Genomic DNA, 13,048 nt, shown 5'->3' with positions numbered 1-13,048 from the left:
CGACGGAGGCGTCAGCAAGCCGTCAGGTGCAGCAAGTCCGTCGAGGAGGAAGGCGTTCGTGTCCATATCGAATTCAGTCATTGCGACGGATGGCGCCCCGACAACTCCACGTCGGAAGGCCGCAGTCCTCACCAAGCGGCAGCGCAAGATCCGCAGCGCGCTCGTCGCCTATTCCTTCATCGCGCCGAATTTCCTCGGCTTCGCGGTCTTCACGCTCGGCCCGATCCTGTTCGCCTTCGCCCTCGCCTTCATGCATTGGGACGGCTCGAATGCGATCACCTTCGCCGGGCTCGACAATTTCTGGCGGCTGTTCGACGACAAGGCCTTCGTCGCCGCCTTCTGGAACACGATCATCTACACGGTCGCCTCGGTGCCGGCGACGCTGCTCTGCGCGCTCGGCCTCGCCGTCCTCCTCAACCAGAAGATCGCGGGGCGGAATTTCTTCCGCACCGCGATGTTCTTTCCTTATGTCGCCTCGCTGGTCGCCGTCGCCGTCGTCTGGAACATGATCTTCAATCCCGAGATGGGACCGGTGAACATGATCCTCTACACGCTCGGCCTCGACCCGAAGAACATGCCGGGATGGGCGGCCGACCGCCACTGGGCGATGGTGACGGTGATCCTGTTCGGCATCTGGAAAAACATGGGCTATTACATGGTCATCTACCTGGCCGGGTTGCAGGGCATCAATGCCGAGCTCTATGAGGCTGCCGATCTCGACGGCGCCAATTCCTGGCAGAAATTCATCCATGTCACTGTGCCGCAGCTCGGACCGACGACCTTTTTCGTCACCGTCATGCTGACGATCCAGTCCTTCAAGGTGTTCGACCAGATCTTCATGATCACCCAGGGCGGCCCCGGCACATCGACGCTCGTGCTCGTCTACCACATCTATAACGAGGCCTTCATTTCCTGGGATCTCGGCTATTCCAGCATGATTTCGCTGGTGCTGTTCTTCCTTGTGCTCGCGGTCACGGTCTTTCAGTTCCGCCGCCAGCGGGAGGACGAGGCATGAGGATCGCCGGGCGCAAGATCACCGTCAAAACGGTCCTCCTCTATGCGATCGTCATCACGGTGACGGTGGTGATGCTGATGCCCTTCGCCTGGATGCTCTCGGCGTCGCTGAAGCTCAGCCGCGACGTCTTCGCCTTCCCGATCGAGTGGATACCGTCTCAGCCGCAATGGCATAACTACGTCGATATCTGGACGAAGATCCCGCTTGCGCTCTTCATCTACAACACCTCGAAGCTGACGATCATCGTCACGCTGCTGCAGCTCCTGACCTCGAGCTTTGCCGCCTACGCCTTCGCCAAGCTGAACTTCCCCTACAAGAACACGCTGTTCCTCGGCTATATCGCTACCATCGCCATGCCCTGGCAGGTCTATATGGTGCCGCAGTTCCTGCTGATGCGCGAGTTCGGCCTCAACAACACGCATCTGGCGCTGATCTGCCTGCAGGCCTTCACCGCCTTCGGCGTCTTCCTGATGCGGCAATTCTACATGTCGATCCCGACCGAACTCTGCGAGGCGGCCCGCATCGACGGCATGAACGAATATCAGATCTGGGCGCGCATCATGCTGCCGCTCTCCAAGCCCGCGCTCTCGACGCTGACGATCTTTACCTTCGTCAGCACCTGGAACGATTTCCTCGGACCGATGATCTATCTCACCAAGACCGAGCTGAAGACCGTCCAGATCGGCCTGCGCATGTTCATCTCGCAATATTCGGCCGAGTACGGGCTGATCATGGCGGCCTCCGTCGTCGCCCTCGTGCCCGTTCTCGTCGTCTTCCTCTCTCTGCAGCGCTTCTTCGTCGAGGGCATCGCCTCGACGGGACTGAAGGGGTAAATCCATGAATGCCGTTTCAACAGTCGCCCCGCAGCCGATCACTGATAAGGAAGTGAATGCCGCGCTCGATCTTGCCGTCGCACAGGTCAGACGTAATCTTCCTCAGTTCACCTATGCCGCGCAGAACCATTCGAGTTTGAACAATTTCTATCCTGCCGTGGCGAACGATCAATGGACCGCGGGCTTCTGGCCCGGCGAGCTGTGGCTGGCCTTCGAGCATAGCGGTGATCCGCTATTTCGGCATGCCGCGCAGATCCAGGTCCAGTCCTTCCTGCATCGGATCGTCAAGCGCATCGAGACCGACCATCACGATATGGGCTTCCTCTATTCGCCCTCCTGCATCGCCGCCTGGAAGCTGGTCGGAGACGAGGACGGCCGCAGGGCAGCGATCCTGGCCGCCGACCAGCTGATCGAGCGCTTCCAGCCGATCGGCCAGTTCATCCAGGCCTGGGGCCGCAAGGGCAGGCCGGAAGAATACCGCTACATCATCGATTGCCTGCTGAACCTGCCGCTTCTCTACTGGGCCAGCAGCGAGACGGGCGATCCGAAATATCGCGAGATCGCGCTCATTCATGCCCGCACCACGCTCGCCAACTCGGTACGGCCCGACGATTCCACCTATCACACCTTCTACATGGACCCGGTCACCGGCGCGCCGGTGCGCGGCGCCACCAAACAGGGCTACCGGGACGACAGCGCCTGGGCGCGCGGCCAGGCCTGGGGCATCGCCGGCATGGCAATCTCCTACCGCTACGAGCGGATCGAGGAATATCGCCAGACCTTCGACCGGCTGCTCGCCTTCTATCTCAACCGGCTGCCGGCCGACATGGTGCCCTATTGGGATCTCGTGTTTTCCGATGGCGACGGCGAGCCGCGCGACAGTTCCTCGGCTTCGATCACCGCCTGTGGCCTGCTTGAGATGGCCGATCTCGTCGATGCCGAAGCCGCCGAACGCTACCGCATGCTGGCGCGCCGCATGATCAAGAGCCTTGCCGATCACTATGCGGTCAAGGACCCCGCAGTCTCCAACGGCCTGGTGCTGCACGCCACCTATTCGAAGAAATCGCCCTTCAACACCTGCCGCGGTGAGGGCGTCGATGAGTGTGTCTCCTGGGGAGATTATTATTACATGGAAGCTTTGACGCGCCTTTCGCGCCGCTGGTCTTCCTATTGGTGACGTCAGGAGAACCCGATGGCCAGCATTTCGCTTAAAGAGCTGAACAAATCCTACGGCGCGCTCACCGTCGTCCACGATATCGATCTGGAAATTGCCGATAAGGAATTCATCATCCTGGTCGGCCCCTCCGGTTGCGGCAAATCGACGACGCTCAGGATGATCGCCGGCCTCGAGGAGATCTCCGGCGGAGAACTCAAGATCGGCGGCGACGTCATGAACGACGTCCCCTCCAAGGACCGGGATATCGCCATGGTCTTCCAGAATTATGCGCTCTACCCGCATATGACCGTCTACAAGAACATGGCCTTCGGCCTGCAGCTGCGCAAAGTGTCGCGTGATTTCATCGACAAGCAGGTGCAGGACGCCGCCAAGATCCTCGACATCACCCATCTCCTGAACCGCAAGCCGAAGGCGCTCTCGGGCGGGCAGCGCCAGCGCGTCGCGCTCGGCCGCGCCATGGTGCGCAACCCGGCCGTCTTCCTGCTCGACGAGCCGCTGTCCAATCTCGACGCCAAGCTGCGCGGCACGATGCGCTCGGAAATCACCAAGCTGCACAAGCGCCTCAACGCCACCTTCATCTACGTCACCCACGACCAGGTGGAAGCCATGACGATGGCCGACCGCATCGTCGTCATGAAGGACGGCCATATCCAGCAGGTCGACACGCCGCAGAACCTTTACGACCGCCCCGTCAACATGTTCGTCGCCGGCTTCATCGGCGCGCCGCAGATGAACATGCTGCCATCGACGATCCAGCGCCGCGGCGAGCGCTATGTCGCCATTTTCGACGGCCGGGAGCTGCCACTGCCCGTTCATTTCGACAAGAGCAGGATCGCGCCTTACGAGGGCCGCGAGCTGGTGCTCGGCATCCGTCCGGAGAACTTCCACGAACTGCCGCCGGCCGACATCCCGGCCGAAAATCTCGCGCCAGTGAAGGCAGTGGTCGAGCTTGCCGAGCCCATGGGCTCGGAGGTGCATCTGAATATGGTCGCCGGCGGACGCAATCTCATCGCCCGTGTGTCGCCGCGCTTCCGGCCCGATATCGGCGAGGAGGCGACGCTTATTGCCGACATGAGCAATGCGCAGCTGTTCGACAAGGAAACGGAACGCTCGATTCTTTACTGAGGCGCCTGCGGGAGACGGCCATGCAGTGGTTGCGGGACATGTGGACGAAGGAGGGGCCGGGCATTCCGAAGGATGCGCCTGCAAAGACCGGCCTTGCCCTGTTCGCCGACATCCTCGCCCGCGAATGGTGGGAGATCGTCAAGCTCAACATCCTGTTCATTCTGGCCTCGCTCTTCGTGGTGACGCTGCCGGCAGCGCTCGCCGCCATGGCCCGCGTCTCGGTGGCCTTCGTGGAAGATCGCAACACCTATCTGCTCAGGGACTTCTTGGAAGCATTCCGGCAATATTTCTGGCGCGCCACCGCCTGGGGCCTCGGCTTGGCAGGCGCGCTTGCGATCGGCGTCCATGCGACAGCCACCTATGCCGCCGGCGCGCGGGGCAATCTGATGCTCGCAGCACCGCTGGCGATCGCGCTCGTCGCGACCGCTTTCCTCGCGGTCACCGCCTGCCACCTCACTATGCTGATGGTGATGCGCGACCTGCCGGCGCTGCGGCTCCTGCGCCTCGCAGCACTTGCCTCCGTCGCCCGCCCGCTTCCGGCCCTTGCCGCACTCGCCTTCAACGCCGCACTGTGGCTGGCGCATATCCTCTTCTATCCGGTTTCCGTTTTCATGCCGGCGACCTTCAATTTTTCACTCGGAATGTTCGCTGTCGCATTCGCCGCCCATCGTGCGGCGGCGATGGTTCTGGACTTGCCGGCGCACCGCAAACCGCATGCACGAGACGCTTCATAAAATAACTGATCCAGAGACGATCCAGGGAAGGAGAACAGGAATGTATTTGGATAAATTCGGGAGGACGGTGAAACTTGCCGTGGCAGGTTTCACTCTGGCGGCGACGACGGCTGGCGCAGCACTGGCCCAGGACGCCGTAACGCTGAAATGGGCTTTGTGGGACTGGGACAAGACGGCCTATTACAAGCCGCTGATCGAGGCCTATCAGGCCAAGCATCCGAACGTGAAGTTCGAGCCGATGGATCTCGGCTCGCAGGACTACCAGCAGATGATCTCGACGCAGCTGACCGGCGGCTCGAAGGATATCGACATCGTCACCATCAAGGACGTGCCGGGCTATACCAATCTGGTACGCGCCGGCAACATCGCCGATCTCAGTGGCTTCGTGAAGGATCAGAAGATCGATCCGGCGCCCTATGGCGGCCTGATCGAGGAGCTGACCATCGACGGCAAGATCTATTCGCTGCCGTTCCGCTCCGACTTCTGGATCGTCTATTACAACAAGGACATCTTCGACAAGGCCGGCGTCCCCTACCCCGCCAACGACATGACCTGGGCGCAGTTCGACGCGACCGCCGAGAAGCTTGCCGGCGGCATGGGCACCAACAAGACCTATGGCGCGCTGCTGCATACCTGGCGCTCAACCGTCCAGCTGCCCGGCATCCTCGACGGAAAACACACGCTGGTCGATGGCGACTATGCCTTCCTGAAACCCTGGTACGAGCGGGCGCTCACCCTGCAGAAGGACGGCGCCATCCCCTCATATGCCTTCCTGAAGACCTCGAACACGCATTATTCGGCGCTCTTCTTCAACGGCACGATCGGCATGCTGCCGATGGGCACCTGGTTCGTCGGAACCCAGATCGCCAAGGTCAAATCCGGTGAATCGAAGAGCAAGAACTGGGGCATCGTGAAGTTCCCGCATCCCGATGGCGTGCCGGCCGGCACGACTGCCGCGCAGATCTCCGGTCTGGCGGTGAACTCCAATTCCCAACACAGGGATGCGGCGCTTGATTTCATCAAGTTCGTCACCGGCCCGGAAGGTGCGGCGGTCATCGCGGCGACCGGCACCTTCCCGGCGCTGAAGACAGCTGACGTCAGTGCCAAGATCGCCTCGACGCCCGGCTTCCCGCAGGATGAGGCCAGCAAGGAAGCGCTGATACCGGCCAAAGCCTATCTGGAAATGGCGGTCAATCCGAACGCCGCCAAGATCGAGGTGGTGCTCAACCGCGCCCATGACGCGATCATGACCGACAACACCTCCGTCGACGACGGGCTCAAGGACATGACCGAAGGCGTGAAGGCCATCAAGTAGGTCTCGCAAGACACCGGCGGCCGCGGGTCAGCACTGGCCCGCGGCCGATCCTGTTTTAGAAGAGTCAGAGCAGACAATGATCTACGATCCCAGCAGGGCCAACCCGCTTTCCGGTAATCCTCTGAAGACGCGCGACGATCTGGGAAAGGCCGTCATCGACCTTTTCGAACCGCTCCTGCCCTATTTTTCCGAAGGCGGCGCCCGCGTGCGCCTCGGCGCTGCCGGCGCGATCTTCGACCGGGCGGCGGCGGATCTCGAAGGTTTTGCGCGGCCGCTCTGGGGCATCGTTCCCCTTGCCGCCGGCGGCGGCCATTTTCCGCATTGGGATCTCTATCGGCGCGGGCTGGCGAACGGCACCAATCCTGACGATCCCGAATATTGGGGCGATCTCGCCGACCGCAACCAGCGGCTCGTCGAGCTTGCCGCCGTCGGCTTTGCGCTGGCGCTCGTGCCCGAACATATCTGGGAGCCATTGAGCGACAGCGACAAGAAGACGGTCGCCGCCTATCTTCTCCAGGCACGGAACCTGGAATTCATCGACAACAACTGGAAATTCTTCCGCGTCCTCATCGATCTTGGGCTGGAGCGCGTCGGTGTTCCGTTCGACCACGGCAAAACCGTCGCCTATCTCGATGAAGCCGAGGCGTTCGATCTCGGCGAAGGCTGGTATCGCGACGGGCCGGTCAGGCGGGTCGATCACTACATTCCTTTCGCCATGCATTTCTACGGCCTGATCTATGCCGTACTCGCGCGCGGCGACGAGGCACGCAAGCAGCGCTTCCGCCATCGCGCCGAAATCTTCGCCCGGGATATCCGCCACTGGTTCGGCCCGGATGGCGCCGCCCTTGCCTTCGGCCGTAGCCAGACCTACCGTTTCGCCGCTGGCGGCTTCTGGGGTGCGCTTGCCTTTGCCGGCCTCGAAGCGCTGCCTTGGGCCGAGATCAAGGGCTATTACATGCGCCATATCCGCTGGTGGTCGGCGCTGCCGATCGCCGACCGCGATGGCGTTCTCTCCATCGGCTACGGCTATCCGAACCTCCTGATGAGCGAGAGCTACAATTCGCCCGGCTCGCCCTACTGGGCGCTCAAATTCTTCCTGCCGCTCGCCCTTCCCGAGGATCATCCGTTCTGGGTCGCCGAAGAAGCGCCGCAGCCGCAATTCCCGCAGCCGGTTCCCTTGAAGCCCGCAGGCATGGTCGCCATGCACACACCGGGAAATCTCGTCGTGCTCTCCTCGGGCCAGCAGCACGACAAGATGCGCGGCGCCAGCGAGAAATATTCGAAATTTGTCTATTCCACCCGCTACGCCTTCAACATCGAGGCCGATGACCGCAATTTTACCGCCGCAAGCTTCGACGGCATGCTCGGCCTCTCCGACGACGGCGTGCATTTCCGCATGCGCGAGACAATGGAAGAGGCGCTGATATCCGGCGACCGGCTCTATTCGCGCTGGCGCCCCTGGAACGACGTCACCATCGAAACCTGGCTCATCCCCGTCACCCCCTGGCACGTCCGCATCCACCGCGTCGCCACGCCCCGGGCACTGAGCACCATTGAGGGCGGCTTCGCTATCGAACGCGCCGATTTCAACGCCGATCGCTCCGAACAGGGTGAAGGCCGGGCCGTCTGGTACGGCCAGACGGACGTGAGCGCGATCTTGGACCTATCGCCGAATCCCAGGGCTGGCCACACGATGAGCCCGATCCCGAATACCAACCTCATCCACGCCAAGACCCTGCTGCCGCAGTTGCGCGGTGAACTCGGCCCGGGAACCACGACGCTCGTCACTGCGGCGATGGCCCTGCCGAACGGCGCGGATTGCGGAGCGGCGCTGGACAATCCGCCGGCCTGTCCCGATCTTGAGGAGTTGGAGCGGCATTTTCGCGAGAAAGGCGTGCGCGTGCCGGCTTTTGCTCTCCTGTCGTAGCTTGGTCTTGGCAAGACTTAAGCGACTAATCAGAGATAGCAAGAGCGGAAAATCCGGCCGATCCTTGGTTCAGCCCCAGGGCTATTCAACAAGTTCGGCCTGGCCATCCTGAAGCCGATAAAATCCGGTTTGCGGCACCGGCAGCTTCAGCATTTCCTCTCGGGACAATCCAAGATATATGCCTCGTATCAGTCTGCCCGTCAGCCCGTGGGATACGGCGATCGTCGTCGAGCGAAGCTGTGACAACCACTCCTTGACGCGTGCGCAAGCTGCATCGAATGTTTCTCCGTCAGGCGATCGAAAGAACCAGTTGAAAGCATCGGCACCTTCGAGCATGCCCGGATATTCCTTGTCGATTTCGTTGTGGCTCATGCCATCCCAGGACCCGGTCGTGACCTCCATCAATCTTGGTTCATCGCGGCTGGCCAAGGGTATATAGCGCGCGATGCGCGCTACTGTTTCTTTCGTACGACCGAGCGGGCTGACGTGAACATCGATTTCACCGTCATGCCGCTCTAGTTCGCGGGCAAGAAGCTTGCCGGCCTGATCCGCCTGCTGCCGCCCTCTTTCAGTGAGAGGCGAATCCTTTTGTCCTTGAAACCGACCTGCCGCATTCCAGATCGTCTCTCCGTGCCGAAGGAGAAAAATTATCGTCAATCCTCTGAACCCTTCTACGGGGTGCTACTGAAATTCGCCCAATATGCGCCGCACCCGCTTGCCTAGCCCGTCGCAACGCGCTGCTCGTCCAACATTTCGGCGCCTATCGGAATCCGCAGCGTGAATGTCGTGCCGTTTCCGCGGCTGCTCGCCACGTCTATCGTTCCCCCGTGAAGCTCGACAATCTGCTTGACGAGATTGAGGCCGATGCCGGTGCCGGCAATGCCCGTGGAGCTTCTGGCGCGGAAATAACGCTGGAACATCTTCGGGAGGTCGTCGGCGTCGATGCCAATGCCTTCGTCGCGCACGGTGATGCAGACGCGTTCTCCTTCCTGCCATCCTGAAACATGGACGTTTGGAGAATCCGGCGCGTATTTCACGGCATTGGAGAAGAGGTTGCTGAAGACTTGGTCGAGCGCGGGACGATCGCCGTAGATGGTTTCGGGAAGCTCGTCCAATTTAAGCAGAAAGCGATGCGACCGCCGGATGCTTTCCTGACGGGCGCTGCAGGTTTCGATGATTTCGGCGATCGAGCAGGGCTTCGGCACGATGGTGATCCGGCCATGATCCAACCGCCCGGCAGCAAGAATACTTTCCATCAGTTCGAGCATACGGGAAACCGAGCTGCGGATCTGGTCGGCCTTTTCAGCAAGGAATTCCGGCGTCGCCGCCTCCTTGCGCCGAATGAGCCGCTGCGCCGCACCGTCGATCACCGCGAGCGGGGTGCGGAACTCATGCGACGCCATCGAGACGAACTGGCGCTGCAATTCGTTGATCTGCTTTTCCTGTTCAAGCATGCGCTCGAGTTCTTCCGTCTGCCGCGCCAGTTCGACGGTGCGCGAGCGCACCATCTCTTCCAGCGTATCGCGGTGCTGCAGCAATGCCTTTTCGGCACGCTTGGCCTCGGTGACGTCGACGACGGCCATCAGCGATGCCGCCTTGCCCCTGTGGTTCAAGCAGGTGGAGTAGACAGTGACTTCAATGGCGCCTCCATCTGCCTTGAGGTGGCGGAAGGAGCAGGTCGTGGCGGCTGGATCCTCGGCGTCAAAGACGGCAGCCGTTGCCCGGTCGGCGTCCTGCGGCGCCTGGATGTCACGCAGCGTCATTGTCAGGAACTGCTCAAGCCGGTAGCCATAGTGATCGATGGCGGCCTGATTGACATGAAGGAATTTCAGGGTTTCGCGGTCGTACACCCACATCGGCATCGGATTGCCTTCGAACAGCAGCCTGAACGACGCCTCCTGCATCTTCAGATCGGTGATATCGACGCGGATGCCGACGCTGCCCCCTTCGGAGATCCGGCGTTCCTCGATCCGGATCCATCGGTTTCCGGGCAGGCGCTGCTCGTGTTTGCTGGTGGGCTCGGCATGATGGGCCAGACGCTCCTCAAGCCATTCCTGTTCGCGCCCGACCGCCTCCGGATACTGGCCGCATTCGAGACCTGTGCGCAGGCGGTCTTCGAAGCGCATCCCTTTGACAAGCATATCGCCGCTTTCGGCGTAAAGCTGTTCGTATCGCCGGTTCCACAGGACGAAGCGGTCTTCGGCGTCGAACAGAACGAGGCCTTCGGGGACGACTTCGAAAGCGGCCAGAAGCCGGGCATGTGCCGCCCGCGCCTCCTGCTCGGCGCGTTCTGCCTGGGCGTGCGCCTCTGCAAGCGCTTTTTCCGCAAACCAGGCCTGTGTGATATCCTCATGGGTCGATACCCAGCCGCCCTCCGGCGTTCGCTGATGATAGCCGCGGATGATCTGGCCGGTTTTGAGTTCCTTGATCCAATCCTGGGGCGCGTCGCCCATATTGGTCGCTACGGCCCAGGCGAGATAGTCCGACGTGGACGTGGCGGGGACGGCGCCAACGTCCCCTCGCAGTTTCAGGATGTCTTCCAGTGACTGCCCCGGATGAATGACGGCGGGATCGAGTCCGTAAACCTCCGCATACCGATTATTCGAAAGAAGCAGCCGGCCGTCCTCGTCAAACAGGCAGACACCCTGTCCCATGCTGGCAAGCGCCGTGTCGAGTTGCTCGTTGCGCCGCCGCAGGTGCGCCTGCGCCGCGCTGAGTTCGATGTGTCGCTTGATGCGGGCAACGAGCTCGGCGGCGGAGACGAGGTTGGAGACACAATCCACCGCACCGGCGGCAAACCCCGCAATCCTGGTTTGCTCGTCCTGAGGCGAGACCACAATAATCACCGGGATATCACGCGTTACGGCGTTTCCCTTGAGACGCCGGCAGTCTTCGAGACCGCGCCCCTCCGGCGACAGGGCGTCGAGCAGAATAAGCTCCGGCAACGGCCGCTTAGCGGCGCATTCATGAAATTCATCTCGATCGAGGTGAACGCCGAGCACGATATCGTGTTGATCAAGGCAATCGCCAATTCCGGGCAGGCCCGTCAATGCACCATCCATTGCGGAGATCATGTGCAGCTCGTAGGACAAGACTACTCCCCCGTTCGCCCAAGTGGACGCGACCGTAAGTCGTATGAGTTAACAAGCGACTTACCGCTGGTCGGCATGCCATCGCGACCCGTTTCATAGTCAGGAAATGGTTAGCGGGTGGCGGCTATTTCTTGGACTCCGAAAGAGTTTCGCTCTCGACACTGAGGTTGCATCGGCCATCGATGGCATGACGGGAACCCTGTATCTGCCGGCGCGTTCAGCAAAGCAGCGGCTTCAGGAGTTCCCAATGCCAGCCAATGTTTCCACTTCGGCCTCCGGACTCGAACCGCGCAAGGGCAGCCCCAGCCCGCGGCTCGACGAGCCCGAATTCAAGCGGCGCTTCCTCAATCAGTTTCGTGATCCGGCCTACGGCAAATTGCAGGAAGAGCTTGCGAAACTCGCTTCGGCAGCCTGGGAAGCCTACGCAAATTCGAGAAAAAGCCCGAAGACACGCAAGGCCGGCCCCGGCTTCGCCGATCCCGATTATGATCTGGCTGAAGACTGGCTGGCGGCCCGCGACGCCATCCGTGATGCGCAAAAGCGGCATGACGACCCGAACGGGCCTACCCGTCTGCTTCTGGTCAACGGCTCGACGCGCAGCGAACACACCTGCCCGGGCGAGATTTCGAAGAGCTACCGTATGGTCGATATCGCCAGGGAGGTGCTGGAGCAGCAGCGCCACGTGAAGATCGAGGTCCTCGACCTGAGCCGGCTCGCCTCGGAATACGGCAGGCAGATCCACCCGTGCAAAGCCTGCTTCTCCACTGCGGCGGCTCTCTGTCACTGGCCCTGTTCCTGTTATCCCAACTATTCGCTCGGGCAGATCCATGACTGGATGAACGAGATCTATCCGATGTGGGTCGAGGCGCACGGCATCATGATCGTCACGCCGGTGCACTGGTATCAGGCGCCGTCATCCCTGAAGCTGATGATCGACCGGCTTGTCTGTGCCGACGGCGGCAATCCGGATCCCACAAGCACGCACGGAAAACATGCCGACCAGGCAAAACAGCTGGAGATGAATGGATGGCCCTATCCCCGCCATCTCGAAGGCCGCCTGTTTTCCGTCGTCGTTCATGGCGACACGGAGGGTGCGGAAGATGTCCGCAGGAACCTCTCGGACTGGCTGAGATCGATGGATCTTATTCCAGCCGGCCCGCTTGCCGAAGTCGATCGCTATATTGGTTATTGGGAGCCCTATGCGACGAGCCACGTAAACTACGAAAAGGACCAGGCGATGCAGGAGGAAATCCGCAATGCGGGTCGAACGCTGTACGAAGCCGCGACCGCCAAGCGCCAAGGCCCCCAGATCGCTGCCGGCGCCGGCTTGCGGCAGCCGCGTCAGAAATAGCGCCGCGAACGACTCTTGCCGGCAGGACCTTGGCTGTGGCCGCAGAACGGAACACCTATTGTCCGTTCTCTATATCGCGTAGCAGATCCAGGCCGCGTTGATACTTTTCCTTGTTTTTGCCGATCTGTTCGGCCTGTCGGAGATTGTCTTCAAGGTCGGCCCGCTTGACAGGCAGAGCGAGCGGATTTGCTGCCGCACGCCTGACGAATTCCTCGTCCGGCTCGTCGGGCCGCTGGGTCAACGCGTCCACCGCCGAGATGATCGCCGGCGGGAAGCCTTCCTCTCTCAGCCTGTCGAGCGTCCAGCCGCTGCCTTTTTCTGCAACGTCGTGAAGGTAGGCGACGGTTCGCGCCTCATCGCCCGACACGAGAAGCGCGACCCGCTGACAGTGCTCGAAGAACGGTTGGCCGGTTTTGTCCGTCTGGCCGCCATGTGCGTCCATAGCGATCTGCATGGCGTGGTCGAGATGCTGCATGACG

At 61.4% G+C, this 13,048-nt stretch carries 11 protein-coding genes; 8 read left to right on the top strand and 3 right to left on the bottom strand.

Annotated features, from left to right (window positions below; all coding sequences use genetic code 11):
* The first annotated feature begins 58 nt into the window (after nt 1-58).
* From EFD56_RS01790 to EFD56_RS01760, 7 genes are all read left to right on the top strand, one after another.
* Nucleotides 59-1,015, top strand: a complete 957-nt coding sequence (locus EFD56_RS01790) for a carbohydrate ABC transporter permease (RefSeq protein WP_126904479.1) — start codon at nt 59-61, stop codon at nt 1,013-1,015.
* Complete coding sequence (locus tag EFD56_RS01785; protein WP_126904478.1) at nt 1,012-1,848, top strand: carbohydrate ABC transporter permease; 837 nt, start codon at nt 1,012-1,014, stop codon at nt 1,846-1,848. Before EFD56_RS01790 ends, EFD56_RS01785 begins: the two co-directional genes overlap by 4 nt.
* Before the next feature lie 4 nt (nt 1,849-1,852).
* On the top strand, nt 1,853-3,025 hold the full coding sequence (locus tag EFD56_RS01780; RefSeq protein ID WP_126904477.1) for a glycoside hydrolase family 88 protein: 1,173 nt from the start codon (nt 1,853-1,855) through the stop codon (nt 3,023-3,025).
* Nucleotides 3,026-3,040: 15 nt separating this feature from the next.
* Entirely contained in the window at nt 3,041-4,150 is a 1,110-nt protein-coding gene (locus EFD56_RS01775; protein ID WP_126904476.1) for an ABC transporter ATP-binding protein, read from the top strand.
* Nucleotides 4,151-4,170: 20 nt separating this feature from the next.
* Nucleotides 4,171-4,884, top strand: coding sequence for a DUF624 domain-containing protein (locus EFD56_RS01770; RefSeq protein ID WP_126904475.1), 714 nt, complete (start codon nt 4,171-4,173; stop codon nt 4,882-4,884).
* Nucleotides 4,885-4,924: 40 nt separating this feature from the next.
* The gene (locus tag EFD56_RS01765; protein WP_126904474.1) at nt 4,925-6,199 is read left to right on the top strand and encodes an ABC transporter substrate-binding protein; all 1,275 of its coding nucleotides are present in this window, start codon (nt 4,925-4,927) and stop codon (nt 6,197-6,199) included.
* A 76-nt stretch (nt 6,200-6,275) separates the two neighbouring features.
* A complete protein-coding gene (locus tag EFD56_RS01760; protein WP_126904473.1) occupies nt 6,276-8,126 on the top strand; it encodes a DUF2264 domain-containing protein in 1,851 nt (616 codons plus the stop codon).
* Nucleotides 8,127-8,207: 81 nt separating this feature from the next.
* Here the strand turns inward: EFD56_RS01760 and EFD56_RS01755 are convergent, their stop codons facing one another.
* A complete protein-coding gene (locus tag EFD56_RS01755) occupies nt 8,208-8,783 on the bottom strand; it encodes a histidine phosphatase family protein (RefSeq protein WP_126904472.1) in 576 nt (191 codons plus the stop codon).
* A 62-nt stretch (nt 8,784-8,845) separates the two neighbouring features.
* Nucleotides 8,846-11,218, bottom strand: a complete 2,373-nt coding sequence (locus EFD56_RS01750; protein WP_425376299.1) for a PAS-domain containing protein — start codon at nt 11,216-11,218, stop codon at nt 8,846-8,848.
* Between the two features lie 247 nt (nt 11,219-11,465).
* Here EFD56_RS01750 and EFD56_RS01745 point away from each other — a divergent pair, with 247 nt between their 5' ends.
* Nucleotides 11,466-12,569 (top strand): flavodoxin family protein, encoded by a 1,104-nt coding sequence (locus EFD56_RS01745; protein WP_064830158.1) that lies wholly within the window; start codon nt 11,466-11,468, stop codon nt 12,567-12,569.
* Nucleotides 12,570-12,624: 55 nt separating this feature from the next.
* Here EFD56_RS01745 and EFD56_RS01740 read toward each other — a convergent pair whose 3' ends face one another.
* The gene (locus tag EFD56_RS01740; RefSeq protein ID WP_064829600.1) at nt 12,625-13,044 is read right to left on the bottom strand and encodes an HD domain-containing protein; all 420 of its coding nucleotides are present in this window, start codon (nt 13,042-13,044) and stop codon (nt 12,625-12,627) included.
* Between the last annotated feature and the right edge of the window lie 4 nt (nt 13,045-13,048).

The organism is Rhizobium phaseoli, assembly GCF_003985125.1.
Classification (GTDB): Bacteria; Pseudomonadota; Alphaproteobacteria; order Rhizobiales; family Rhizobiaceae; genus Rhizobium; species Rhizobium phaseoli.
The sequence above is the reverse complement of the archived record's forward strand: the minus strand, read 5'-3'. Positions and strand labels throughout refer to the sequence as shown.

What these genes read in the sequence shown, in the direction of transcription:
- EFD56_RS01775 (WP_126904476.1), top strand. Translation starts at nt 3,041, where the DNA reads ATGGCCAGCATTTCGCTTAAAGAGCTGAACAAATCCTACGGCGCGCTC.
- EFD56_RS01765 (WP_126904474.1), top strand. Translation starts at nt 4,925, where the DNA reads ATGTATTTGGATAAATTCGGGAGGACGGTGAAACTTGCCGTGGCAGGT.
- EFD56_RS01780 (WP_126904477.1), top strand. Translation starts at nt 1,853, where the DNA reads ATGAATGCCGTTTCAACAGTCGCCCCGCAGCCGATCACTGATAAGGAA.
- EFD56_RS01760 (WP_126904473.1), top strand. Translation starts at nt 6,276, where the DNA reads ATGATCTACGATCCCAGCAGGGCCAACCCGCTTTCCGGTAATCCTCTG.
- EFD56_RS01740 (WP_064829600.1), bottom strand. Translation starts at nt 13,044, where the DNA reads ATGCAGCATCTCGACCACGCCATGCAGATCGCTATGGACGCACATGGC.
- EFD56_RS01770 (WP_126904475.1), top strand. Translation starts at nt 4,171, where the DNA reads ATGCAGTGGTTGCGGGACATGTGGACGAAGGAGGGGCCGGGCATTCCG.
- EFD56_RS01785 (WP_126904478.1), top strand. Translation starts at nt 1,012, where the DNA reads ATGAGGATCGCCGGGCGCAAGATCACCGTCAAAACGGTCCTCCTCTAT.
- EFD56_RS01745 (WP_064830158.1), top strand. Translation starts at nt 11,466, where the DNA reads ATGCCAGCCAATGTTTCCACTTCGGCCTCCGGACTCGAACCGCGCAAG.